General features: G+C 67.3%; 27 protein-coding genes. 19 read left to right on the plus strand and 8 right to left on the minus strand.

From position 1 onward, the window contains the following. The first annotated feature begins 89 nt into the window (after nt 1–89). The 7 genes from A5780_RS23845 to A5780_RS23875 all read left to right on the plus strand — a co-directional run bounded on the left by A5780_RS23845 (nt 90) and on the right by A5780_RS23875 (nt 8447). Nucleotides 90–404 carry a hypothetical protein gene (locus A5780_RS23845; protein WP_064909657.1) on the plus strand — a complete coding sequence of 105 codons (315 nt, stop codon included), beginning with the start codon at nt 90–92 and terminating at the stop codon, nt 402–404. Further along, entirely contained in the window at nt 401–844 is a 444-nt protein-coding gene (locus tag A5780_RS23850) for a Zn-ribbon domain-containing OB-fold protein (RefSeq protein ID WP_369817504.1), read from the plus strand. The genes A5780_RS23845 and A5780_RS23850 overlap by 4 nt, the downstream gene beginning before the upstream one ends. Further along, complete coding sequence (locus A5780_RS23855) at nt 841–2025, plus strand: hypothetical protein (protein ID WP_064909658.1); 1185 nt, start codon at nt 841–843, stop codon at nt 2023–2025. Before A5780_RS23850 ends, A5780_RS23855 begins: the two co-directional genes overlap by 4 nt. A gap of 17 nt (nt 2026–2042) precedes the next feature. After that, entirely contained in the window at nt 2043–3488 is a 1446-nt protein-coding gene (locus tag A5780_RS23860) for an aldehyde dehydrogenase (protein ID WP_064909659.1), read from the plus strand. A gap of 32 nt (nt 3489–3520) precedes the next feature. Beyond that, entirely contained in the window at nt 3521–5929 is a 2409-nt protein-coding gene (locus tag A5780_RS23865) for a CaiB/BaiF CoA-transferase family protein (protein ID WP_064909660.1), read from the plus strand. Nucleotides 5930–6110: 181 nt separating this feature from the next. Continuing rightward, nucleotides 6111–6935, plus strand: coding sequence for a mycofactocin-coupled SDR family oxidoreductase (locus A5780_RS23870; RefSeq protein ID WP_064902812.1), 825 nt, complete (start codon nt 6111–6113; stop codon nt 6933–6935). A 15-nt stretch (nt 6936–6950) separates the two neighbouring features. Next, nucleotides 6951–8447, plus strand: coding sequence for an aldehyde dehydrogenase (locus A5780_RS23875; RefSeq protein ID WP_064909661.1), 1497 nt, complete (start codon nt 6951–6953; stop codon nt 8445–8447). 75 nt (nt 8448–8522) lie between these two features. Here the strand turns inward: A5780_RS23875 and A5780_RS23880 are convergent, their stop codons facing one another. Both A5780_RS23880 and A5780_RS23885 read right to left on the minus strand, forming a co-directional pair. After that, nucleotides 8523–9164 (minus strand): TetR family transcriptional regulator, encoded by a 642-nt coding sequence (locus A5780_RS23880; protein WP_064909662.1) that lies wholly within the window; start codon nt 9162–9164, stop codon nt 8523–8525. A gap of 148 nt (nt 9165–9312) precedes the next feature. Further along, nucleotides 9313–10098 (minus strand): SDR family NAD(P)-dependent oxidoreductase, encoded by a 786-nt coding sequence (locus A5780_RS23885; protein ID WP_064909663.1) that lies wholly within the window; start codon nt 10096–10098, stop codon nt 9313–9315. Between the two features lie 154 nt (nt 10099–10252). Here A5780_RS23885 and A5780_RS23890 point away from each other — a divergent pair, with 154 nt between their 5' ends. The 12 genes from A5780_RS23890 to A5780_RS23945 all read left to right on the plus strand — a co-directional run bounded on the left by A5780_RS23890 (nt 10253) and on the right by A5780_RS23945 (nt 20713). Continuing rightward, nucleotides 10253–11206, plus strand: coding sequence for a PDR/VanB family oxidoreductase (locus A5780_RS23890; RefSeq protein WP_064909664.1), 954 nt, complete (start codon nt 10253–10255; stop codon nt 11204–11206). A gap of 37 nt (nt 11207–11243) precedes the next feature. Further along, nucleotides 11244–12035 (plus strand): enoyl-CoA hydratase-related protein, encoded by a 792-nt coding sequence (locus A5780_RS23895; RefSeq protein ID WP_064909665.1) that lies wholly within the window; start codon nt 11244–11246, stop codon nt 12033–12035. Between the two features lie 265 nt (nt 12036–12300). Continuing rightward, nucleotides 12301–13818 (plus strand): class I adenylate-forming enzyme family protein, encoded by a 1518-nt coding sequence (locus A5780_RS23900; RefSeq protein WP_064909666.1) that lies wholly within the window; start codon nt 12301–12303, stop codon nt 13816–13818. Continuing rightward, nucleotides 13815–14669 (plus strand): enoyl-CoA hydratase-related protein, encoded by an 855-nt coding sequence (locus A5780_RS23905; RefSeq protein WP_064902805.1) that lies wholly within the window; start codon nt 13815–13817, stop codon nt 14667–14669. Before A5780_RS23900 ends, A5780_RS23905 begins: the two co-directional genes overlap by 4 nt. Before the next feature lie 117 nt (nt 14670–14786). After that, nucleotides 14787–15272 carry a nitroreductase/quinone reductase family protein gene (locus tag A5780_RS23910; RefSeq protein ID WP_063013456.1) on the plus strand — a complete coding sequence of 162 codons (486 nt, stop codon included), beginning with the start codon at nt 14787–14789 and terminating at the stop codon, nt 15270–15272. A gap of 204 nt (nt 15273–15476) precedes the next feature. Continuing rightward, the gene (locus tag A5780_RS23915) at nt 15477–16496 is read left to right on the plus strand and encodes a YncE family protein (RefSeq protein WP_064909667.1); all 1020 of its coding nucleotides are present in this window, start codon (nt 15477–15479) and stop codon (nt 16494–16496) included. Nucleotides 16497–16511: 15 nt separating this feature from the next. Further along, on the plus strand, nt 16512–17174 hold the full coding sequence (locus tag A5780_RS23920; protein ID WP_063910741.1) for an ATP-binding cassette domain-containing protein: 663 nt from the start codon (nt 16512–16514) through the stop codon (nt 17172–17174). After that, complete coding sequence (gene fetB / locus A5780_RS23925) at nt 17171–17950, plus strand: iron export ABC transporter permease subunit FetB (RefSeq protein ID WP_063013460.1); 780 nt, start codon at nt 17171–17173, stop codon at nt 17948–17950. The genes A5780_RS23920 and fetB overlap by 4 nt, the downstream gene beginning before the upstream one ends. A gap of 244 nt (nt 17951–18194) precedes the next feature. Beyond that, nucleotides 18195–18935, plus strand: a complete 741-nt coding sequence (locus A5780_RS23930; protein ID WP_063013462.1) for a PspA/IM30 family protein — start codon at nt 18195–18197, stop codon at nt 18933–18935. Further along, nucleotides 18932–19210, plus strand: coding sequence for a hypothetical protein (locus A5780_RS23935; protein WP_063013464.1), 279 nt, complete (start codon nt 18932–18934; stop codon nt 19208–19210). The genes A5780_RS23930 and A5780_RS23935 overlap by 4 nt, the downstream gene beginning before the upstream one ends. 5 nt (nt 19211–19215) lie before the next feature. Further along, nucleotides 19216–20130 (plus strand): zinc metalloprotease HtpX, encoded by a 915-nt coding sequence (gene htpX / locus A5780_RS23940; protein ID WP_064902802.1) that lies wholly within the window; start codon nt 19216–19218, stop codon nt 20128–20130. 7 nt (nt 20131–20137) lie between these two features. Then, entirely contained in the window at nt 20138–20713 is a 576-nt protein-coding gene (locus A5780_RS23945; RefSeq protein WP_063013468.1) for a hypothetical protein, read from the plus strand. A 384-nt stretch (nt 20714–21097) separates the two neighbouring features. Here A5780_RS23945 and A5780_RS23950 read toward each other — a convergent pair whose 3' ends face one another. The 6 genes from A5780_RS23950 to A5780_RS41245 all read right to left on the minus strand — a co-directional run. Next, nucleotides 21098–21466 (minus strand): SHOCT domain-containing protein, encoded by a 369-nt coding sequence (locus A5780_RS23950; RefSeq protein WP_321190223.1) that lies wholly within the window; start codon nt 21464–21466, stop codon nt 21098–21100. 156 nt (nt 21467–21622) lie between these two features. Beyond that, nucleotides 21623–21850 (minus strand): hypothetical protein, encoded by a 228-nt coding sequence (locus tag A5780_RS23955; RefSeq protein WP_064909668.1) that lies wholly within the window; start codon nt 21848–21850, stop codon nt 21623–21625. A 185-nt stretch (nt 21851–22035) separates the two neighbouring features. Then, nucleotides 22036–23229, minus strand: coding sequence for an MFS transporter (locus tag A5780_RS23960; protein WP_064909669.1), 1194 nt, complete (start codon nt 23227–23229; stop codon nt 22036–22038). Further along, nucleotides 23226–23834 (minus strand): phosphatase PAP2 family protein, encoded by a 609-nt coding sequence (locus A5780_RS23965; RefSeq protein WP_064909670.1) that lies wholly within the window; start codon nt 23832–23834, stop codon nt 23226–23228. Before A5780_RS23965 ends, A5780_RS23960 begins: the two co-directional genes overlap by 4 nt. A 27-nt stretch (nt 23835–23861) precedes the next feature. Next, nucleotides 23862–24413, minus strand: coding sequence for a Chromate resistance protein ChrB (locus tag A5780_RS23970; protein ID WP_064909671.1), 552 nt, complete (start codon nt 24411–24413; stop codon nt 23862–23864). Between the two features lie 103 nt (nt 24414–24516). Next, on the minus strand, nt 24517–25010 hold a 494-nt coding region (locus A5780_RS41245), incomplete at its 5' end, for a hypothetical protein (RefSeq protein WP_197521844.1).

Below are 25010 nucleotides of genomic sequence, written 5' to 3' on the forward strand. Positions count from 1 at the left end.
GTCGAGCATTGACCACCTAAACCTAAAGGCTTAAGGTAAAAATATGCGCGGCGTATCACGTCGCGCCAGGGGAAACGAGGAGAACTCGAATGCCTGATCAGGACTTTCGTGAACTGTACGAGCGTCACGTAGGTGCCGTCGCGAGCGGTGATTTCACAGCGGCCCTCGCCGATATGGTGCAGGAGAATCTGCCCACCGTATTCGACGGGGTATCGGTGCCGCGCGGGATAGTGAACGGTGTCGAGATCCGCGATGTGCGGGTCGTGGACGGCAAACAGATCGGTGAAACGGTCTATACGACACCCGAGGGTGTGATCGGTCTGCGCTCGATCTGGGAACTGCGCGAGGGTCAGTGGAAAGCGGCCGCGCTGGAGAATTTCACGGTTTCCGGAGAATCGCTGTGACGGACACGGTGTCGGAATTGCCGTGGGGGCCGGCACCGGACGGCCTGGACCTCCCATATTGGGAAGGGCTGACCGTCGGTGAATTGCGCTTGCAGCACTGCGGCAATTGCGGGGAATGGATCTGGGGCCCGCAGTGGATCTGCGCGGCGTGCCACACCTTCGATCCGGAATGGACGGCCGTCGATCCGGTGGGCACGGTGTACAGCTGGGCTCGCAGCCACTATCCCTTCATCACCGAACTCGCCGACCGGGTGCCGTACGTGACGATCCTGGTGGAACTGCCCGGCGCCGGAAATCGGCGAGTCCTGGGCCTTCTCGTCGACGACGACGCGAATGTGCGCATCGGCGACCGCGTGACCGGACATGTCGAACGGGATCCGGGTGCGACGTGGCCGCTGTTGCGGTGGCGGCGAGTCGAGGCCGAAGGAGCGGGGGCATGAGCCGAATGACATTGCGAGGGGCGGCGGCAGTGGTCGGAATGGCGGAGCTGCACTACAAGCGCGGCGAGGCACCCCACGGCGAGCTGCGGATGACGTTGGAAGCCATCGTCGCCGCATGCGCCGATGCCGGAATCTCACCTCACACGATCGACGGGTTCGTCTCCTACGCGGGCGGCGGGCACGACGGTGCGGTGCTCGGCGGCGCCCTGGGAGTGGACGACGTGCGGTGGTCGAACATGATGTGGGGCGGTGGTGGCGGAACGGTCGCCGCGGCGATCAACAACGCCGCGGTCGCCATCGCCTCCGGCCAAGCGGAGACGGTAGTGGTCTACCGCTCGATGGCGCAGGAGGACACGGGCCGGCTGGGCTATGCGAAATACTTCTACGGCCCGCACTATCTGGCTCACGGCGTCGGTTCGCCCGCTCAAGTCTGCGCTCTGCGTACCCAACGCCTGCTCGAGCACGACGGTGTACCCCGTGAAGCGATGCGGGCATTGGTGCTGGCGGCCTACCGGCACGCGCAGAACAACCCGACCGCCGCCGGTTACGGCAGGCCCCTGGACGAGGCCACCTACGAGGCCTCCCGCATGATCACCGAGCCGTTCCACCTGTTCGATTGCTCACGCGAGAGCGACGGCGCGGTCGCGCTGGTGCTCGTCTCCCGCGACCGGGCACGGTTCATGCGTCCGGACGCCGCCTACGTGCTCGCGGGAGCACAGGGCGCGCCGGGCGGATACTCCGCGATCATCGACAACGACGATCTCTACACCAGCGCCGGGTATGCCGGGCGCCCCGGTCGCCCGGGCGTCGCCGACCGCCTGTGGGCCGCGGCGGGACTGACGCACGACGACGTGGACGTGGTCCAGGTCTACGAGAACTTCAGTGGCCCCGCCGTCGCCGCGTTGATCGATCACGGATTCGCGCCGGCCGGACCGGCGGCCGGGGATGTGCTGACCGTCGACAACATGACCGCCGGCATCGGGAAGCTGCCGGTCAACACGAGCGGCGGCAATATCGCCGACTCGTTCGTCAACGGGATGGGCCTCGCCGTCGAAGCGGTACGCCAGATCCGCGGAACGTCGACGAACCCTGTTCCGGGAGCGCGGGTTTCGCTGTTCATCGGAGGCCCGATGGCCCCACTGGTCAGCTCGACGCTGTTCGGCCACGAAGACACACTCTGACCCATCGAGGACCGACCATGGACATCAATCAGGACAGAACCACACTGTTCATCGACGGGCAGTGGACCGCGCCCAGCAGCGGCGCGGCGGTCGACGTCGTCGAGGCCGCCACCGAAAAGGTCATCGGTACGGCGGCGTTGGCCGAACGTTCCGATATCGACGCCGCGGTGGCCGCGGCCCGCAGGGCACTGGCCCCGTGGCGCGCTCTGGGAGCTGCTGCGCGTGCGGACCGTCTCGACCGGTTCGCTGCCGCGTTGAAGGCTCGGGCGAAACAGACAGCAGCCCTCGCCAGCCGCGAGAACGGCATGCCGATCACCACCTCGATCAGTGTCAACGGATACGCCCCGGCGCTGATGGTCGAGTACTACGCCCGACTCGTCGGCGACGCCGGACGAGAGGATGTGCGCCCCAGCGCTTTCGGCGGGCGCACGGTGGTAAGGCGCGAACCCGTCGGTGTGGTCGCGGCCGTGACACCGTGGAACTATCCCCAATCCCTGGCCGCGATGAAGGTGGCGCCGGCCCTCGCCGCGGGATGCACCGTCGTTCTCAAACCGGCGCCCGAAACCGCCTTGGACGCATACGCTTTCGCCGAAGCAGCCGAAGAAGCCGGTCTGCCGGCAGGCGTACTGAACGTCGTGCCCGCAGACCGCGACGCGGGGGCCTATCTGGTCGAGCACCCGGGCGTGGACAAGGTGGCCTTCACGGGATCGACTCCCGCCGGGCGCGCGATCGGTGCCGTGTGCGGACGGCTGCTGCGCCCGGTGACACTCGAGCTCGGTGGTAAGTCGGCGTCCATCGTCACCGACGACGCCGACCTCGAGCTGTTCGCATCGAAGCTGGCCGAGGTGTCGTTGGTGAACAACGGCCAGACCTGTCATGCCGGAACCCGAATCCTGGCCCCACGCTCGCGATACGCCGAGGTGGTCGAGGTGGTCACCGAGACGGTTGGGGCGCTGCGGATCGGTGATCCCCTGGACAAGGCCACCCGGATCGGGCCCCTGGTCAGCGCAGCGCAACGCGAGCGCGTCCTCGGCTACATCGAATCCGGGCGTGCTCAGGGTTACCGGATCACCACCGGCGGCGGCCGCCCCGGTGATCAACCCGTCGGATGGTATGTCGAGCCGACGGTGTTCGAAGGCGTCGACAACTCCGCGCGGATCGCCCAGGAGGAGATCTTCGGTCCGGTGCTGACCATCACGCCGTACGACACCGACGACGATGCTGTCGCCTTGGCCAACGATTCGGATTACGGACTCGGCGGCACGGTATGGACCAGCGACGAGGACCGCGGCCTCGCGATCGCCGATCGGATCGAAACCGGCACCTTCGGCGTCAACCACTACCTGCTGGATTTGGACGCGCCGTTCGGCGGGGTGAAGTCGTCCGGTCTGGGGCGCGAGCTCGGCCCGGAGGGAATCGCCCCGTACTACCGCACCAAATCGGTGTATTTCGGCACGCCCTGACTCGCCGCAACACCGATCGAACGGAGCCAACGATGACACTTCCGCTGAACGGAATCCGCGTCCTGGACCTCACCGACGGTCTGGGCGAATCCTGCGGCCGCTATCTCGCCGACCTCGGGGCCGAAGTGATCCGAGTCGAACCACCGGGCGGCTCGCGCTCGCGCTCGGCGGCGCCGACGGTCGGCGGCACGAGTATCGCCTTCGCGCTGCGCAACGCCAACAAGCTCGCGATCACCGCGGATCTGACCACCAGCGCCGGCGCCGAGCGATTCCGCGCATTGGCACACACCGCCGACATCGTCGTCGAGTCCTTCCCACCCGGATGGCTCGCCGAGCGCGGGGTGGGAGCCGACGACATGCGCGCTGCCGCACCAGGATTGGTATGGACGTCGATCACCGGATTCGGGCAGACCGGGCCCTACCGCGATTGGGTCGCGACCGAGGCGGTGCTGTACGCACTGTCGGGTGTCCTCTCGCGGTCGGGCGCGCCGGGCGCCGAGCCGTTGCTCCCGCCCGCAGGTCTTGTCGAAGAGACGGTGGGAGCCCACGCGGTGTGGGCAACCTTGCTCGCCTATTCGCGTCGCGTCGACTCCGGGCACGGCGAGACGGTGGACGTGTCCGCGTTCGAAGCGATGGTGCACGGTTTCGATCCGGGCTTCGGCACGCAAGGTTCGGCGGCCGCCGGCCGATCCGAGGATTTCCCCCGCGGCCGGCCCGATGCCGCCAACTTCTATCCGGTCTTCGCGTGCAAGGACGGCCACGTCCGTATCTGTCTGCTGGCCAAGCGGCAGTGGCGATCGATGTTCGAATGGCTGGGCGAACCGGCGGAATTCGCCGGACCCGAATTCGACACGATCCCCGCTCGATTCGCCGCGGCCGACCGGCTGCACCCGCTGATCGGGGAACTCTTCGCGACCCGCACCCAAGCCGAACTCGTCGAGGAAGGCGCCCGTCGCGGCGTCCCCGTGGGCGGAGTGCACACCCTCACCGAGGTTCTGAATACCCCGCACTTCGACGCGTCCGGTGCGCTCGTGGATGCGGACATCATCCCCGGCGTGCGTGCCAAGGTGCCCTCCGGCTACACGAAGATCGGCGGTGTCCGAGCCGAATTCTCCACGCCCGCACCGCGACTCGGCGAACACGACCGGACCGTCGAGCAGCGGCCGGCGCCACCGCGGGGTGGTAACGGCGATCCGTCGGCCGCCCCACTGGCCGGTCTCAGGGTGCTCGATCTCGGGGTGATCGTATTCGGCGCCGAATTGAGCAGACAGTTCGCCGACTACGGCGCCGACGTGATCAAGGTCGAGAACGCCAACTTCCCCGACGGCCTGCGGCAGTCGAAACGCGGTGCGGCGCTGGCGGCCTCGGTCGCATGGGGGCACCGCAACAAACGCAGTATCGGAGTGGACCTCAGGCACCCCGAGGGGGTGGAGATCTTCCGCCGCCTCGTCGCCGACGCCGATGTGGTGCTGGCCAACTTCAAGCCGGGCACCCTCGCGGCGATGGGACTGTCCTACGACAGTCTGGCCGAGGTCAATCCGCGCATCGTGGTGTCGGAATCCAGTGCGTTCGGCGCATCGGGGCCGTGGCGGACCCGACTGGGTTACGGGCCGCTGGTGCGTGCCTCGTGCGGGGTGTCCGCCCTCTGGCGTTACCCCGACAACGAGGAACTACTGTGCGACGGCCAGACCGTCTACCCCGATCACATCGCCGCGCATATCACCGCGAGCGCTGTGCTGGCGGCGCTGATCGCCCGCCGTCGGACCGGCCTGGGAACGACTATCGAAGTGGCGCAGTCGGATACCGCTCTGATGCAGCTCGGCGTCCAGCTCGTGGCCGAAAGCTTGTCTCCGGGATCGGTGGTCGCTCCGGGCAATGCGGATCCGCACTGCGCTCCCGCCGGTGTCTACTCCTGTGCCGGCGACGATGAATGGTGTGTCGTGACCATCCGTGACGACGCGCAGTGGCGGGCACTGTGTGATGTCCTGGGGCGGCGCGACCTGGCCACCGACGAACGATTCGCCACGACCGCGGACCGTATCCGGCACCGCGACGAAGTGGATTCTCTGCTCGCCGAATGGCTGCGCGGGCGGACACCTCGGCAAGCTGCCGCCGAGCTGCAGGGTGCGGGAGTCCCCGCCGGGCCGATGCTGCGGCTGCCGCAACTGCTCACCGACCCTCAACTGTCTGCGCGCCGCTCCTACGCCCACGTCGAGCACCAGTTGCTCTCCGCGACACTGCCGGCCACCGCGCGCGCCGCATCTTTCGCCGACATCGCCGATCCGCCCCTGCGGCCCGCGCCGTTGGCCGGACAGCAGACTCGGGAGATCTGCGCAGACGTGCTGGGGATGGCTGGGGCGGAGATCGACGGACTCGTTCGCGCCGGAGTGTTGCAGGAGCCCGCGGACGCGCGTCCCGCGACCCCGGCGGAAAATCGATAAATCTACAAGAAATAGGTTTATTTGGCCCCGCTCGCGGCATGGAAGCGCTACCGTCGTCTCACGAACTTCGTAGCCGCTCGCCGTATTCAACGGGCACGGTGATGGACAAGTCCCGCCTCCCGGTTGTTTTCATGCGTCGAGTTCGGCGTGTCTCCGGAAAAGCTGTGACAAAAGGAATTTCATGAAACGTCTCGAAGGTAAGGTCGCGTTCATCACCGGTGTGGCGCGCGGGCAGGGCCGGTCCCATGCTGTGCGGCTGGCGCAGGAAGGCGCGGCCATCGTCGGCATGGATATCTGTGCGCAGATACCGTCGGTGTTCTATCCGATGGCGACCGAGGAGGACCTCGCCGAAACCACCCGTCTGGTGAAGGAATCCGGTGGGCGCATCGTCACCACCGTCGGCGACGTGCGCAGTCGCGACGACGTCCAGCGAGCCTACGACGCGGGCATCGAACAATTCGGGTTCGTCGATGTCGTCGTCGCCAACGCCGGCATCATGCCGGTGATCGAGCAGGGCAGCGAGCCGCAGGCCTGGCACGATGCCGTCGACACGATGCTCACCGGCGTCTGGCACGCCCTCGAGGTGACAGTCCCCCCGATGGTCGAGCGCGGAAACGGCGGATCGATCACCATCACCAGTTCGGCGGCCGGCCTGACCAGCATGGGGCTCAACACCTTTCCCGGGCAGGCCGGGTACTCCGCCGCCAAGCACGGCGTCGTGGGCCTCATGCGGCTGTATTCGAAACAGCTGGCCAAACATTCCATCCGCGTCAACACCATTCACCCGACGGGTGTGAACACGCCGATGGTGGCGAACGCCGAATACGGCGCCTTCGTGAACTCCCACCCCGAGGTCGCCGACGACGAGGCATACAAGAACCCGATGCCGGTCGAACTGATCGAGGCGATCGACATCAGCAACGCCTTGGCGTTCCTGGCCTCCGACGAGGCCCGATACATCACCGGAGTGACGCTGCCCGTCGACGCCGGCTACAACAACCGCTGAAAGGGCCGGATAGCAATGACCACTACGTCCGATACCGCTGTCACCGCGCGAACGGTCGCCGACCGCGAGCAGATCTTCATCGGCGGCCACTGGGTCGATTCGGCGGGCGATGAATGGATCGACCTGATCGATCCCTGGAGCGAACAGCGTGCAGCTCGAATTCGCAGCGCCACCGGCGAGGATGTCGCTCGTGCCGTCCAATCCGCCCGGCGCAGCTTCGATTCCGGCGTTTGGTCGGGCAAGTCCATGGCCGAACGCGCGGACGTGATCGATGAAATCGCCACCAGGCTGGAGCGGCGGATCGACGAACTCACCACCCTCGGTGTGCTCGAGGTCGGCGTGCCGGTGACGGTCAGCGCGATGACGCAGCAGATGAGCGCGGGGTTGTTCCGCGCGGTCGCTGCCGAGGCCCGACAGTTCGAACAGCGTGAGGATCGCGTGCGCGCCGACGGCGGAGTGTCGCGCATCCTGCGCGAGCCCAACGGTGTCGTCGCCGCGATCATTCCGTGGAACGGCCCCATCGGCACCATCGCGTTCAAGGTCGCTCCGGCGTTGGCAGCCGGTTGTTCGGTGATTCTCAAGGCCGCACCGGACGCGCCGCTGTCGCCGGCCGTCTTCGCCGATGTGATCGCCGAACTCGTCGACGAAGGGCGGATCCCCGAGGGTGTCGTCAGCGTGCTCGTCGCCGACCGGGAGGTGTCCGAAAGCCTGGTGACCAACACCGGCGTCGACCACATCACCTTTACCGGTTCCACCACCGCCGGTCGCCGCATCGCCGCCCTCGCCGGCGACCGGATCGCCCGCGTGTCACTGGAGTTGGGAGGAAAATCCGCCGCCATTATTCTCGACGACGCCGATCTCGGGCATGTGCTGCAGTCACTGCCCATGGGCGGATGCATGCAATCGGGACAGGCGTGTATCGCTCTGACCCGGGTGCTCGTCTCGCGTGCCCGCCACGACGAGGTGGTCGCGGCGCTGTCGGCCGCGTATTCCGCGCTGCCGATGGGCAATCCGTGGGAGCCGACGACGATTCTGGGACCGCTCGCGGGGGAGCGCCACCGTGATCGCGTCCGGAGCTACATCGCGGGCGCCGTGGCGGACGGCGCCCAGGTCATCGCCGGCGGGCATGCTCCGGCGGGAGTCGAGCAGGGCTACTTCGTCGCCCCGACCCTCCTCGACGGGGTGCGCAACGACATGCGCGTCGCCCAGGAAGAGGTTTTCGGACCGGTGATCTCCGTGATCACCTACGAGGACGAGGACGATGCCGTCGCGATCGCGAACGACTCGATCTACGGCCTTTCCGGTGCGGTATACACCGAGGACTTGGAGCGCGGTTACGCTGTGGCCCAGCGGATCCGGACCGGCACGGTCAGCGTGAACGGATCGGTCATCGACTTCACCCTGCCGTTCGGTGGATACAAGCAGTCCGGCCTGGGCCGCGAGGGCGGGATCGAGGGGCTGGAGGAATTCTTCGAGACCAAGACGGTGCACATGCCTGCTCCGGCACAGTAATCGCCCGGCGGAGACGTCAGGCCGGTACGCGGATCGAGTTCCCGACCCGCGTACCGGCCTCGTCCTTGCCCGGTTCTAGGCGGTCAGGGTCGCTTGCGAATCCTGGTTTCGCATCACCCCGTACAGGAAACTGCGAACCATCTCCTCGAAGAGTCCTTTGGAGGTCAGCGTGTTCTCCGACAGCGCCCGGGTCAGGATGGGCTGCGATTCCGGGTCGACGTTCGGGAAGATCGTCGTGCGGGTGCTGGGACCTCGAACCGCGTCGGTGAGCGCGGCGCCCAGAGTCAGCCGCTCCATCCCGTCGAGGATCTGCACATGCAGATGGGTGGGCACACCCGAATCCTCCAGGAATCGCGCCGTCTCCTCGTAGGTGCCGATCAGCAGGTCGCGGGGAAGGTACTGCAGCAGAACCGGCGCCGCGTTGGGGTGACGCAGGATCGACCGGCGGAAGTTCAAGGCCAGTTGCACGAAGAACTCGGGCCAGTCCGGTCCCGGCTTACGGCGCGGAATGGTGCCCGCACCCGCGATATGCCGGGCCACCGCGGCCAGGATCGCCGATCGGTCGGCGAAATGGTGGTAGAGCGACGGCGCGCTCACGCCGATGTACTTGGCGAGTTTGGGCAGGCTGAAGGCTTCGAGACCCTCCGAGTCGATGATCTCGATGGACGCCGCGATGACGGCGGAGCGATGGATCAGAGGTTGCGACGGACGGGGCATCTCCGGCTTTCCACTCGGCTCGTGCCAGGTCAATTACCTAGCACCTTTAAGATTGATGGTAACGGTTCGCAGATCGGGACCGGTGGTTTGCCACCACGTCGTCGAGAACGTCGAGCAGGCGCGCGGCACAGGGCTCGATGCCTCCGTGTCAGTGGCCGGATGTGCCGCCGTCGACGGCGAGGGTCGATCCGGTCACATACCCCGACGCCGGGCCGGCCAGAAACACTACTGCCGCATCGACTTCGCGCTGGGTGGCCGTCCGGCCGAGCGAACAGCCGCGAAGAAATTCCGTCAGTGTCTCCTCGGCCATCGCGCCGATCATGTCGGTCTCCACGAACCCGGGCGCTACGGCGTTGACTCGGATACCTTTTCGGCCGGACCACTGGTGGGACAGGTCGCGGGTCAACCCGATCAGTCCGGCCTTGCTCGAGGCGTAGGCCGCTTGGGGCAGGGCGGACTTGACCAGACCGAGCATGCTCGCCACGTTGACGATGCTCGATCCGGGACGCATCACCCGGGCGCAAGCCTGTGCCATCCAGTACGCACCGAACAGATTGACCTCCAGAACATTTCGATAGTCCTGCGGGTCTTCGCGAGTGGCCGGCGCGGCATGGGTGACGCCGGCGTTGTTGACCAGGATGTCCAGGCGGCCGAACTCGTCGATCGTCGCCCGGGCCAATGCCTCGCACTGCTCGGGGTCGGTGACGTCGGTCGGTACGACCAGACACTGCCTTCCCAGCGCCGTGATCGTTTCCGCGACTCGGTCGAGCGTGTCGCGGCGCCGGGCCGCGACGACCACGTCCGCCCCGGCTTCGGCCAGCGCTCGCGCGAAGCCGGCACCGAGACCGGCTCCCGCGCCGGTCACCACGGCGACGCGTCCGGTCAGTGCGAACAGGTCCAGGACCGACTCGACGCTGCGGCCGGTGATGTCCATGCGTTGACTCCTGTCACGACGTCTCGATGACTAACGGCTATAGATTTATACGCGTTACGCGTGGTTCGCAAGTGCCATCTAGCTGGGTATTGCATTGAATTAATCTAATACCTTAAGATTTAGCCATTGTGGTTCCGATGGACGGATTGGGTTGATGAGCGAAGAGCGGACACCCCGGCGAATGCGGGTGATCGGCAAGGAGTCCGTCGCCGCCGGCGTGGTCGCGGTAACGCTGGCGGACCCGGACGGTGAAGCGCTGCCGGTCTGGGAGCCCGGCGCCCATATCGACCTCGTTCTCGGCGACATGACCCGGCAGTACTCCTTGTGTGGCGATCCGTCCGATCGGCGGTCGTTGACGGTGGCCGTACTTCGCGAACCGGACGGTCGCGGCGGGTCGGCCTTCGTGCACGAGAAACTCCACACCGGCGATCTGATCTCGATCGCGGGTCCCCGCAATGCTTTTCGGTTGACCGACGCCGAGTCCTATCTCTTCGTCGCGGGCGGGATCGGCATCACGCCCCTGCTGCCGATGCTGCGCCGGGTCGACGCGGCCCAACGGCCTTGGCGGCTCCTGTACGGCGGACGCACGCGTGCGAGTATGGCCTTCGCGGACGAGTTGGCGTCGACGCATCCTGGTCGGGTCGCGCTCTGCCCGCAGGACGAGTGTGGACTGCTCGACCTCGGAGCGGCTCTGGACGGCCTCGCGACCGCGACCGAGGTGTACTGTTGCGGGCCGGAACCGCTGCTCCAGGCAATCGAAAGTGCCTGTGAGACAAGAGATCATGTGAATCTGCACGTCGAGCGATTCGCACCCGGACCGATCGGATCCGACACGCCGGCACACTCGTTCGAGGTGGAATTGGCGCGCACCGGCGAGGTGATCGAAGTAGGCGCCGGCGAGTCGGTGCTGGATGCCATTGCGCGCCGCGGCGTGAACGTCGAGTTCTCCTGCCGGGAGGGCACCTGCGGAACGTGTGAAGTCGCCGTGCTCGAAGGTCGGCCCGATCACCGCGACTCCGTGCTCACCGCGGACGAACAGGCAGCCGGCGACGCGATGATGATCTGCGTCTCGCGCAGCCACACACCCCGGCTCGTGCTCGACCTCTGAACCATCCCCAAGCCCCCTCTGCCCGTCAGGAGATGTTGTGCCCCAACCGGAACCAGCCGCGCGGTATGACGTGCGCGATCACGTAGCCGTGGTGACCTTGAACCGTCCGGACGCGCTCAATGCGGTCGACGCGGCGCTGTCCGCCGCTGCCGGCGCCGCGTTCGAGCGCGCCGCACAGGATCCGCAAGTCCGAGTCGTGATCGTCACCGGTGCCGGGCGCGCGTTCTGCGCCGGCGCCGATCTCAGGGAGATCGCCGCCGGGCGTAGCGTCTACGATCCCGATCATCGCGAATGGGATTTCGCGGGGATAGTCCGGCATTGGATCCCCAAACCCGTCATCGCCGCCGTGAACGGATTCGCACTCGGTGGCGGAACCGAGATCGTGCTCTCCGCCGACCTCGCCGTCATCGATGAACAGGCGTCACTGGGACTGCCCGAGGTTCGGCGCGGTCTGATCGCCGCGGCGGGTGGCGTGTTGCGCATCCACCGGCAGGTTCCGCCGAAGATCGCCGCGGAGATAGCGCTCACCGGCCGACCCGTGTCCGCGCATCGCGCCTACGAGCTCGGATTGGTCAACGCGGTGGCTCCGGCCGGTGGGGCGCTCGCCGCCGCGCTCGAATTGGCCACCGTCATCGCCGCCAACGCGCCGCTGGCCGTGCAGCAGAGCAAGCGGGTGATGCACGAGAGCGCCGCGGAACATGCCGGATGGGGCGACGGTGAGTGGAAGATCAGCCGGGACGCGACCCGCGTCGTGATGTCCAGTGAGGACGCGAAGGAGGGCCCACGCGCCTTCGCGGCCAAGCGCGAGCCCCGGTGGCTCGGCCGGTGAGTATCGGAACGCGCGTCTCGGTGCACCCTCGATCCGATTGAACATAATACAAATATCGATTGACGTAATATGTAATGCTAAGTAGTGTGGGTCACATACCGAACCGTCCCCCGACCGCCTTTCCGGCGCATGTGACTTCGGTACGTGCACATTCCGAATCATCCAGAATTCCGATGCCGCATCGTCGGCCGAACGCCTCCCGGGCGCCGAGTTCGGCACAGAACTCCACGACGCCCCAAGCCATTTCACAACGAGAAGGAAAGCAATGGCTGCGACAATCGCCTCGGCCCTGTATTGGTGGGCCGAAACCACACCGGGCCGGCCCGCGCTCATCGTCGACGAGGAGTCCCTCACCTATCGAGAGCTGCAGGACTGGTCCAGCCGGGTGGCACGGCGGCTCGCCGAATCAGGCATCGCGCCGGGCGACCGGGTCGGCGTACTCGGCCCGAATTCCCTCGTCTGGCCCGTCCTGGCTCTCGGTGTGCTCAAGGCGGGCGCGGTGCTCGTGCCGCTCAATCCCCGACTCACCGCGGCCGAGTTGCGCAAGGTTCTCGACGACTCCGGTGCCGTGCTGACGATCGCCCCGCCGGAGTTCTCCGAACGAATCGAGCAGACGCGGACACTGGGAACCGATTTCCGCCCCCTGTCCTTCGACGAATTCACCGGGCTACGGGCAGGCGAGGGCGATGACTTCCGCATCGACGTGGAGCCCGACGAACCCGTCGCTCTGCTGTTCACCAGCGGCTCGACCGGATTGTCCAAGGGCGTGATCTGCACGAACCGGACGTTGCTGAGCATCGTCTTCGAGGCGACTCTCACCGAGGAAGGGTTCCGCCCAGGGTGCACCTCGCTGTTGCTGCTTCCCCTGGTCTTCACGCCCGGCCTGGTCTGGGGTCTGCTGATGTCGGTCGTCCTCGGAAATACGCTTGTCGTGGAAAAGGAGTTCCGTCCGGGGCGCGCAGCCGCCTTGATCGGCCGGCATCGCGTCAACGCGTTGTTCGGGGTGCCGCTGGTATGGGAATCCATCGCCAAGAGTGAGGAATTCGCCGATACGGACATGTCCTCGCTACGCACCGCCATTGTCGGCGGAGCCGCTGTCGCGCCCGCACTGTTGAAGGCGTGGGCCGACAAGGGCGTCGCACTGCGCCAGATCTACGGCATGACCGAAGCGGGCGGTGTAGCCACCGCCACCACGCGCGACGAAGCCTTCAGCCACCCCGAAACCTGCGGGGCCGGATCGATATTCACCGAATTGAAGGTCGTCCGTCCGGACGGTACGGAGGCCGGCCCAGGCGAGGAGGGCGAGATCGTGGTGCGCGGTCCCGGCGTCACACCCGGATATTGGAACGACGAGGACACCACGGCCCAAGCCCTGCGGGGCGGCTGGCTGCACAGCGGTGACCTGGGGACCCGAGACGAAGACGGCAGAGTGAAATTCGTCGATCGCATGAAGGATCTGATCATCACCGGCGGCATCAACATCTCCCCGGTCGAGATCGAAAGGGTGATCGCGGATCTGGACGGAGTCGAGGAGGTGGCCGTCATCGCCGCAGCCGACGAGCGATTCGGCGAGACGCCCGCCGCGATCGTCACCGTCAACGGAGCTGTCGACGCGGCCGCGATCGTCGCGCATTGTGATCAGCTGGTCGCCGATTACAAGGTTCCCCGCTATGTCGTGATCCGTGACGAGCCCTTGCCGCGGTTACCGAGCGGCAAGTTGTCCAAGACGGCCATCCGCGACGAATACCGCGATGTGGCAACACGATTCGAGAAGGTGCGATGAGCAATGTAGCCGCTGACGCGCCGGTGCTGATCGAGCGGAACGGCGAAATCGCGGTCGTGCGGCTGCACCGCCCGGACCGGCTCAACGCCTTCACCGACGACTTGTGCGAGGCGATCATCGCGGCTTTCGACGAGACCGACTCCGACGACACCGTACGTGCTGTCGTCCTGACCGGCACAGGCCGCGCGTTCTGCGCCGGCGCCGACCTCGCCGCCGGCGGCGATACCTTCGTGCTCGGCGACGACCCGGACACCGGCGGCGCACCGGCAGACCAGGGCGGCCGAGTCGCGCTGCGGGTGTACCGGTCACACAAACCGGTGATCGCCGCGATCAACGGTCCGGCCGCCGGCGTCGGAGTCACGATGACACTTCCGGCGGACATCCGAATCGCCTCGGACACAGCGAAATTCGGGTTCGTCTTCACTCGCCGCGGTCTGGTGCCCGAGGCATGCTCCACCTGGTTCCTGCCACGGATCGTCGGTATCTCCACCGCATTGGAATGGACGCTGAACGGACGAATGGTTTCTGCCCGGGAGGCGCTCGACCGTGGATTGGTACGCGAGTTGGTCGCTGCCGATCAGGTGCTGGACCGCGCGGTCGAGCTGGCGCGGGACATGGTGTCGGGAACCGCCCCGGTGTCGGTGGCATTGACGCGGCAACTGATGTGGCGGATGCTCGGAGCGGGCAGTCCGGAGATCGCCCACCGCGCCGAGTCCGTGGCGATTTACCTGCGCGGCGTGTCGGATGACGTCCGCGAGGGTGTGGATGCGTTTCTCTCCAAGCGGGATCCGCAATTCCCCGACGCGGTCTCGGCTGGGTTGCCCGATTTGTTCGGGGCGTCTGCTGGTTGATCCGGCTCGACGAGCGGGGCCACCAACTCACTGCCCGCGACTGTCGTGCATCGTCTGCGCAGTGGAGGCGCTACCGTCTTGCGGTACCGCTGGGGCAGGCGAGGGAAGGTGGATCGGATGGGCGGGGTGCGGGATCTGCTGTATGCGGCGAAACGCCGGATGTATCGGGGTGACCGGCCGGGGAGATTGGCCCGGGTATTGAATCGGGCCTCGGAGTGGATGTATTCGGCGGGCGTGTTGTCCCCTGGCTACGCCATGACTTTGGAAGTGTCCGGTCGGCGTACCGGGCGCCCGGTGCGGCTTCCGATCGCGGTCGCGGAGTACGAGGGGCAGCGGTACCTGGTGTCGATGCTGGGCGCGGAGGCGGGGTGGGTGCGCAATGTTCGTGCGGCGCACGGTCGTGCGTTCCTGCTCCGGCGCGGTCGTGAGGAGGTGCGGCTCACCGAGGTGGAGGTGGGGGAGCGGGCGCCGATTCTGCGCCGTTACCTTGCTGTGGCGCCCGGTGCACGTCCGCACTTTCCGATCGATCGCACCGCCCCGCTCGGTGAGTTCGAGCAGATCGCGGACCGGTATCCGGTCTTCCGAATCGAACCCGCACGCTAGCTCCGGTTGGGTGCGAAGTTCTCCCGGCCCCTCGGCATCCGGCGCGACTTCCTCGCCGACCGCGACGCCGCTGTGGCCGATCTGTCCGTGAGCTTGCTGTCGGTTTTCGCTGCAGGTAAATCGCGCACATGAATCGACGGGTTCGGCCTGGCGACCGTCTGGCGTAGTGTCGAAACCACGGTTACGCCGAGTGAGAGACGGTTGATGCGGCCGATTCGCATATGTGCGGTGCTGCTGGGCGCGGCCGTTCTGATGAGCGGCTGCTCGAGCTCGGCAACGCTGGGGCCTCCGCACCCCGGTGAGCTGCCGCTGCGCCGGGTCGCGCAGGTGCCGTTGACCGGCGGACCGGCGCGTTTCGACTACACCGCCCTCGATGCCGCGCGCGGGTTGCTGTTCGTGGCCCATATGGGTGCCGGGGAGGTGGTCGAGGTCGATGTGCGCGCCCATCGGGTTGTACGCACCCTTGCCGATATGCCCGACGTGCACGGGGTGCTCGTGGTCGGAGACACCCATCGCGTATATGCCACCGCGACCGGCCGCAATCAGCTCGTCGCGATCGACGAGGACACCGGTACGGTCGTGTTCGCCGCACCGACCGGCGATTACCCCGACGGGCTGGCCTACGACCCGGTTCGCCGTGCGGTGTGGACGACCAACGAACACGCCGGTACCGAGACCGTCGTCGACGCCGAAACCGGTGCGGTGCGCGCGACGGCCGCAGTGGGTGGCGAGGCCGGCAACGTCGTCTACGACCCGGTCACCGACCGGATGGTGGTCGCCGTGCACGGCCGCAACGATCTGGCGCTGATCGACCCCGCGAAAGCCACTGTCACCCAACGCATTCCGACTCCCGGCTGTGATGATCCGCACGGGCAAGCCCTCGACGCGACAGACGGGGTGATGTTCGTCGGCTGCGAAGCAGGGGCGGCCATGGTCACCGTGGACCTGTCCACCGGCAACGTCACCGGCCGCGACCCGGTGGGCGAGACCCCCGACGTACTGGTCTACGACCCGGGCACGCACCGGGTGTACGTCGCGGCCGAAAGCGGCTGGGTCAGCGTGTTCGACCGCCGCGCCGGCCGCACCGTCGCGGTCGGCGCCGCGCATGTGGCCGATGGCGCCCACTCGCTCGCGGTGGACCCCGCTACCCACCACTGCTACGTACCGATCCCGAAAGGCCCCGACGGCACTCCGGTGCTGTGGGAATTCGAGCCCATCAGCTGAACCTGTTTGGAACCCATGTCTGCCATCTCCCTCGACCGCGTCACCGCCGGCCACGACACCACCACGGTGCTCGTCGACGCCGACGCGGAATTCGCCCGTGGCGCCTGCTCGGCGGTCGTCGGGCCCAGCGGCGCCGGGAAGACGACACTGCTGCGGCTGCTCAACCGGCTCGCCGAACCCACCAGCGGCACCATCCGGCTCGACGGCACGCCGATCACCAGCCTCGACGTACTCGACCTCCGTCGTCGCGTCGGGCTCGTCGGACAACAGCCGGTCCTGCTCACCGATACCGTCTCCGAGGAGATCCGGTATGCCCGAGCGGATTTGGCTACGCAGCGTCTCGAGCAGTTGCTGGCCCTGCTGGGGTTGGGGCCGGAGTTCGCCACCCGTCGATGCGCTCAACTGTCCGGCGGTCAAGCCCAGCGAGTCTGCCTGGCCCGCGCACTCGCCGTCGAACCCGAAGTGCTGCTGCTGGACGAGCCGACCTCCGCTCTCGACAAGAACTCCGCCACCGCGGTCGCCGAACTCATCCGTACCCACACCCGCGACGGCGGCACCGTCGTGCTGGTCAGCCACGATACCGACTTCGTCGACGGCGTCGCCGACACGATCTGGTCGCTTCACCAGGGGCGGCTGACCCGTAGTTCCCGCCCCCTCGAACCACGGAACACGAAGTGACAGCGGGCCTTTCGGTGCCCGGTTGGGGCGGGGTGGCGACATCGCTGGCACTGGTGGCGGTAGCCGCCGCCATCGCCTACCGCCAGCAGTTGCACCTGACCCGCGAACTGCTCGTCGCCGCCGCTCGTGCCGGTATCCAGTTGGTCGCGGTCGGCGCGCTCTTGCTGATTCTGTTCCGGCACACCGGGTTGCCCGGCGCTCTCGGCTGGGTCCTGGTCATGATCGTCATCGCGGGGCAAGTCGCCGCACGGCGCGGCGCGGGTCTGCCGCACGCGGCTCGCGCGGCCACCATCGGCGTGGCCACCGGATCGGGCATCACTCTCGGCGCGCTGCTCGCACTCGGGATCATCTCCACCCAAGCCCGCGTCGTGGTCCCGGTCGGCGGCATGATCGTCTCCGCCGCCATGCAGGCCACCGGCATCGCCCTGCGCCGCCTGCGCGAAGACGCCCAGCATGCCCGCCCGGCCATCGAAGCCCGGCTGTGCCTGGGCCTTTCGGCCCGAGAGGCGTTCGCGCCACATCGTCGCTCGGCCCTGCGCACCGCGCTGATCCCCGCGATCGACTCCACCAAAGTCGTCGGCCTGATCAGCCTGCCCGGCGCCATGACCGGGCTCATCCTCGCCGGCGTCGACCCGCTCACCGCGATCCGCTACCAGATCGTCGTCATGTACATGCTGCTCGCCGCCACCGCGCTGGGCGCCCTCACCACTGCCCGCGTAGCCGAACAGGCCTTGTTCGACGACACCCAGCGGCTTGTACGGCTACCCGACCGCTGACCCCCTTCGGTGAACCGCGCCTCCCGCCCGACGATCCCCGGACTCCGCCTCTCTCTCCTGGTGGTGCGTACCGCACAGCTGTCAGGCGGTTGCTCGATCCCAACTACCGCAGCTGAGATCGCGGCAAGGCTTTTGCTCCGCAATGCAATGGACGGTCGAAATTGGGCCGTAGGTCCCTGGCAGCGAGCGTAGTGGGCGACGACAGTGGAGACAGCGTCTCCTACATGTGAGGAAGTGACGAGAAGTGAGTATCGCTCGACGTATCGCTTTGCTGTTCCGGGTCAAGACGAACAAGCTGCTCGATCGCACCGAGGACCCCCGTGAGGTGCTCGACTACTCGTATCAGCGGCAGTTGGAGATGCTCGCGCAGGTGCGGCGCGGCCTGGCGGATGTCGCTACCAGCCGTAAACGCATCGAGCTGCAGCAAAACCAGCTCCAGCAGGCCGCCGACCGCCTGCAGAGCCAGGCCCGGCAGGCGGTCGGGCAAGGTCGCGACGACCTGGCTCGGGAGGCGCTGACTCGGCGCGCGGCAACCCTTGCCCAGATCGAGCAGCTACGGCCGCAGTATGACGACCTGGCCGCGCAGGAGGCGAAGCTCACCACCGCCTCGCAACGGTTACAGGCGAAGGTGGAGGCGTTCCGTACGCGCAAGGAGACGATCAAGGCCACCTATACCGCGGCCGAGGCGCAGACCAAGATCAGCGAGGCTGTCACCGGCATCTCGGAGGAGATGGGCGATGTCGGGCTGGCGATCCAGCGGGCCGAGGACAAGACAGCGCAGATGAGTTCGCGCTCGCAAGCGCTGGACGAGCTGATCGCCTCCGGTGCCTTGGAAGATGCCACCGCTCCGGTCGGCCGGCGTGACGATATTCAGGCCGCCCTCGACGCCGGTCGGGGCAGTGATGTCGATGCCGAACTGGCGCAACTGAAAAGCTCACTCACGCCGGCGATCGAGGCGAACGCGCAGGAAAGGCCGCAATCATGATCGTTCGTATTCTCGGCGAAGGCCAATACACCCTCGACGACGCCCGCCTCAGCGACCTCAATGAACTCGACGACGAGCTGCTGCAGGCCGCCGACGCGGGCGACGACACCGGGTTCTCGCTCGTCCTGGGCCGCATGTTGGCCACTGTCCGGGATCTTGCTACCCCGGTAGCCGACGATGCGCTGGTCGCCTCGGATCTGGTGCTTCCCAGTGCGGACATGCCGCTGTCCGAGGTTCACGCGATGCTGCGCGACGACGGACTGATTCCGGGATAACTGCCATGCGTACCCGTTTCCGGCCGGACCATCGGCTCACGGCCCGCATGGGATTGACCATGTTCTTGCTCGGCTTGATCTATGTCGCGTTCATCGCGGCGCTGGTGGTGCTGATCAAGTCGGTCGTGGTGGTCGTGGTGATCGTAGGGGGGCTGCTGTTCGCGCAGTTCTGGTTTTCCGACCGGATCGCTCTGTACGCGATGCGGGCGCGTGTCGTCACCGCGGAGGAGGCGCCGCAGCTGCACGGCATCATCGACCGGCTCTGCGCCACCGCGAACATGCCCAAACCGCAGGTCGCTATCGCGGACCTCGATATGCCCAACGCGTTCGCCACCGGTCGCAGCCCTCGCCGCGCTGTCATCGCCGTCACTACCGGCCTGCTGCAGCGGCTTGATGCCGATGAGCTCGATGGTGTGCTGTCGCATGAGCTTTCGCACATCGCGCACCGGGATGTGGTGGTGATGACCACCGCGTCGTTCATGGGCGTGCTTGCGGGTCTGATCGCACGATTCACTCTGTACTCGGCAATGTTCGGCGGAGGCGGCCGGGACCGCCGCGACGGCGACAACCTGTTCCTCGTCGTTCTAGCCGTGATGGCGGTCTCCGCGGCCGTCTACGCGATCAGCTTCCTGCTGATCCGAGCGCTGTCACGGTATCGCGAGCTGGCCGCCGACCGAGCCGGGGCGATCCTCACCGGCCGCCCGTCGGAGCTTGCCTCGGCGCTGACCAAGATCAGCGGGGACATCGGTCGCATTCCCAGTCGTGACCTGCGCACCGAGCAGCCGTTCAATGCGTTCTTCTTCGCCCCCGCGCTGGGCGCCGGCGCCACCTGGTCGACGCTACTGTCCACCCATCCGAGCCTCCAGCAGCGACTGGACCAGCTCGGCGCACTGGCTACCGAACTCGGGCAGGAGAGCTGAAATCGAGATGGGATTCCTCAACGCGCTGCTGGGCCGCACCAAGCCGGTGCAGCCGAATCTCGATGTACTGTTCGCTGTTCCACCCGCTGCCTACACTCTGCAGGCGGCGCTGGACGTCCACCCGACCGGGGCTGGGGCCGTGTGCTTCAAACAGGCCGAAGGCGCCGGCGCAAGACAGTCCGAGGCGGAGATCCTCGATCTGCTGCACCTCGAACCGACCATCGCAGTGGCAGTGACGATCGACGAATTCGGCTACACCTGGATCACCTGCAGGCAAGACACCGCAGACTTGTCCGCGTTGACGACCGCGCTGCACGCGATCAATTCCACTCTGTCCGACAACGGTTTCGGCCCGAACCTGCTGTGCACCGTCATCGGCTTCGCCACCGCTGACCTCCCGCCACACCGGCTCGGCTTGGTTTACCTTTTCAAACGGGGCACCGTCTACCCGTTCGCGCCCTCCGGCGAGCAACGCCGCGACAACGCCCTCGAACTCCGAGCTCGCGCAGCACTTTCCGGCGAACTCCCCATCGAAGCCGAACTCGAGCGCTGGTTCCCACTGTGGGATGCGCCTGTGCCGTGACGACCCCGCCGCGGTGGCGCGGCGCATTGGCCCCGCGCTGCCACTCCCGGCGCGCGTGGTCCTGTGGAACGACCCGCCCGGCATCCGCGCCCGAGTCCGTTCCCTTTCGCCCGGCCACGTCGCCTCGGTGCCGGATTCGTGGTCGATTCCGCCTCCATTGATGCCCGGTACCGTGGCACGGAAGTGCGGACAGACGGAGCGGCTTTCGATCAGTGCAGCATCGCAGCCAAGCCGCATGACCGGCAGCGGGGCTGCTCGCGTCGATGCGCGTCCGAATCAACCGGTGTGGTCGGGGAGTCGGAGTCGTTTGAGGTCCGAGGCGTTCAGGGCGACGATGATGCTGGAGCCTGACATGGACGTGGCGGCGATTTGCCGCGGCCTCGGTTACGCGGCTGTGCCGGTGCCGAGTGTTTTCGTGCGCCGGATGTATTCCTCCTCGTCGATCTCCCCGCGCGCGTAGCGTTCGGCGAGGATCTGTTGGGGGCTGGGCCCGCGCTGTTCCGGAATTGTGTTCGGAATGGTTGAGCTGCTGTTGCCGCTGTAGCGGATCAGGGCCACGATGCCGGCCCCGATGAGTGCCCAGAAGATCACCATGCCGATGATCATGAGTGCATAGCCCCACCCGCTCAGACCGTTGCCGTACCACATCATCATCGTCGTCTCCTTCGCCTTGTTCGCAGGTTGGTTGCGCACCGTGCCGAGGGCAGTGCACGGCGGTGCGCGGAGGGTCACATCTGCATCGGCATCGGGCAAATGCCCTGTTGGTGCAGCCACATCATGATCGAATGCATGACCTGCATCATCGGCGATTGCATGTCCATCGTGGTTGCTCTCCTTGCCTCACCTGCCCGTGCCGGACAGGCACTACTACTTGCGCTACCCGGCACGAGCGGGGCAACGGCAGGGTGCTCAATTCCGGCCGGGGCGGCCCACGTCGACCATCATCACGGCCGTCATCAGCGTGCAGCCCAGCGCGACGAGCAGTAATCCCGACGGCATCACCCCGGTAACGACCAGGACCAGGGCGATCGCGATGATCAGCCCACAACAGGCGATCATCACCGCGCCGTGCCCGCGATGCCCGAACCCCTGCGCGCGCTGCGGTTCCCAGCCTGTCGATGGCTCTTGCGCGTGCATCGCGAAACTCCCTGCATCAGATGCTCGAGCCGGTCGCTCGAGTTCACCCTCAGCTTGCTTCGGGCGCGTCTGGCCGGACAGAGCCGTCCAGACCTTCGTCCCGGGGCCGAAAGACCCACCGGGCGGCCCGATACCGCCGTCGGTGGCCCCGGGGGCGCACCGGGGCAAGCACGGCTCGGAAGTGGTCAGGAAGATGAAAGGGTGGTTTTTCGTGCGGTGAGGACTACTGCTGCGGCGAGGCAGGCGAGGAGGGCGGCGAGAGCGAGCAGGCCGGCCCCGAGGGTGGCGGCGGTGGCGACGATGCCGACGAGAAGCGGACCGCCCGCATCGCCGAGTTCGCGGCCGATCTCGGCGGCTCCCATGGTCTGACCGAGTCGGTCGGGCGGGCTCGTCGCCGCCAGGTGCGCGAATCCGAGGGGAGTGATCACTCCGGCACCCGCACCGAGGATCACCGCGGCGCACACCGCGCCCGCTACCCCGGGCAGGAGCGCGGCGGCGGAGGTTCCGACGGCGGCCAGGAGAAGTCCGGCGGCCATGCCGGATCGGTCCCGCAGCAGTCCCCGGTCGCGGGCACGTCCTACGCGGGGTTGAATCAGCGCGGCGGTGGCGGCGAGTATCGACACCACGGCGCCGGTGGCCAGCGGGCCCAGGCCGTGGCGGGCGCCGACCGCGGGTAAGAATCCGACGCCGACCGCGAGAGCGGCGGTGGCTCCGGCCAGAGCGGCGGTCGGGCGCAGGAACGAGCCGCTGCTGAGGCGGCGTGCCAAATCCACAACCGTCCGGCGGGTTTTCGGCATGACCTCGACGGCGGGCCCGGTGACCGCCGCCCATACCGCCACTACCGCGGCGAGCGCCGCGAGTGCGGTGAAGAGCAGGTCATAGCCCCCGACGGTGACGAGGACGCCGCCCAGCAGCGGGCCGAGGGTGTAGCCCAGTCCTTTCCACGCGCCGTAGCTTCCGAAGGCACGTCCGTGTGCGGCGGCCGGGGTCAGGCGGGCGACCATAGCCCCGGCGGCCGGGGAGAACGCGGCAGCGGCCGCGCCTTGACCGAATCGTGCGAGACCGATCAGGCCCGGATTGCCGACCAGCGCGAATGCGGCGGACGCGAGCGTGAACGCTGCCAACCCGCCGAGCAGCACGGGTCGTGCGCCGACGCGGTCGGCCAGCGTCCCGAATACGGGTTTGAGAAGTACCTCCGCCCCGTCGTACACAGCCAGTAGCAATCCGAGGGTGAGCAGACTCGCATGCTCTTGCCTCGTATATCCGGCGAGCCCGGCAGCGATGCTGTGCGCGCCGAACGCGGTCACGAATCCGGCCGCGTACAACGGCCACAGCCGGGCTCGTTTCGCGTCGGGTCGATCGCCGGGGAAAGCGGTCATCGCGACTCGTGTTGCGTGCCAGCGGGTTCGGTGCCGGTGAGCAGAACGTGCAGTGGAGTACGAGCGGCAAGAGCGACAAGCCGCGCCAGTAATGGTCGTGCGAGGTAGAACCCGAGAAGACCGATCACGGCTCCGAGGGCGAGGCCGGCGAGTACGTCTTGCGGGTAATGCGCGGCGATGTACACCCGAGCGAAGGCCATGACCACCGCGGCCACGGCGGCGAGTACCGCGAGGCGTCGGTGCACCAGCCACAATCCGGCGGTGACCGCGCCGACCATGACCGCGTGGTCGCTGGGGAACCCGGCATCGGTACTGCAGTGCAGAATCACGATGTCGTGCAACGCATGACACGGCCGGGTCTCGTCAACGGCGGCGGCGATCGGCTGGTTGACCGCGAGCGCGGCCAGTACGCCCAGCGGCGCCCACACCGCAGCCACCATCCGGGCGGGATCGGCGTCGCGGCGGGCGGTCCACCATCCGGCTGTCAGCAGCAGTGCGAACAGCACCACCCCGTAGTCGGCGTAGCCGGACACGATCGGATGCAGCCACGGCGTATCGCGGGCAAAGTCGTTGACATCGTAGAAGATTCGCGTATCGAGGCTCATCGGCGCTCCTCGGTTCCCGGGCTGGTCTCACATCTGGTGCAGGGCTCGAAAGACCCGCTCGGTGTAGTCGGCCAGCCGATCGGAGCAATGCTCGAGTTGTTGCTCGGCTACGACGGCCGCAGGAGCGCCGAACACATCGCGCGCCTTGATGTCGCGATGCCAGCGCCGGAGACGTTCGAGACTCTGTTCCTCCTCCTCGAGCTCGGCCATCGTGAATTTGGCCTTGGCGATCTCCTTGTCGATCTCGGCATCGAACCGGGTGCACTCGGCAAGGAACTCGGCCCACTCCTCTGTGCGTTCTCCCGTGAACATCGCCTCCAGTCGGGTGGTGTCGGTGTCGGCGTGACCGGTGGCATCGAGCACCAGCACCTCACCCTCCCCGCGTTGCGCCAACGCGATCACCCGTGTGATTCCCTCGGCGAACACCGGAACATCGGGCACCACCCATACGCCCTGCCCGACCTGCAGTGCGCCCACGCGGCGCAGTTCACGCCACACAGCCACCCGATGCCGCGACGGCTCCGCCGGCACGCGTACCAGCAGAACCAGCCATCGGGCGACCGTCTCGTTCTTTGTCACGAAGAGAAATGTAACAGGCGTTACTTAGCCTCCTGTAGCAGACGGCGGCACGCCGACCGGCGGACGACCGGAGCTACGTGGCTGGCGAGGCCGGCGAAGGTTGTCAGACTGTGGCTGCAGGACGGGACGAGCCGGCGACAGCCAGCAGATATCCGGCGACGGCGAGCGAAGCGAGGAACGCCAGCCCGCCCAGCGGTGGATTCTGCAGGTAGGGGTGGCCGATGGCGCCGAACACGGACAGCTTTGTGAGCCATGTCGGCCAAGCGAACATGGGAACCAGCATCATGAGCAGGTAGGACAGTCCCAATCCGGCAGCCAGGACGGTCACCGCGAAGCGAGGCCACCAGGCGACGAGCCAGGCGCCGACGCCTGCCAGCCCCAGCGCGAACAGCGCCACGGCCGACATTGCTCGCAGGATGGCCGAGGCGTCGATGTCGCCGCCGACGACGAGCATCGCGATCAGCATGCCGGCCGTCGCGCCGACGATGACCACGGCCACACCCGCGAGCAGGGCGGCGATGCGCTGGCGGATCAAGGCGGCGCGCGAGAGGGGCGTCGACAACAGCACTGCGGTGCGGCCCTCGTCGAGGTCGCTCA

The sequence above is a fragment of the Nocardia sp. 852002-20019_SCH5090214 genome (genome assembly GCF_001665865.1).
Classification (GTDB): domain Bacteria; phylum Actinomycetota; class Actinomycetes; order Mycobacteriales; family Mycobacteriaceae; genus Nocardia; species Nocardia nova.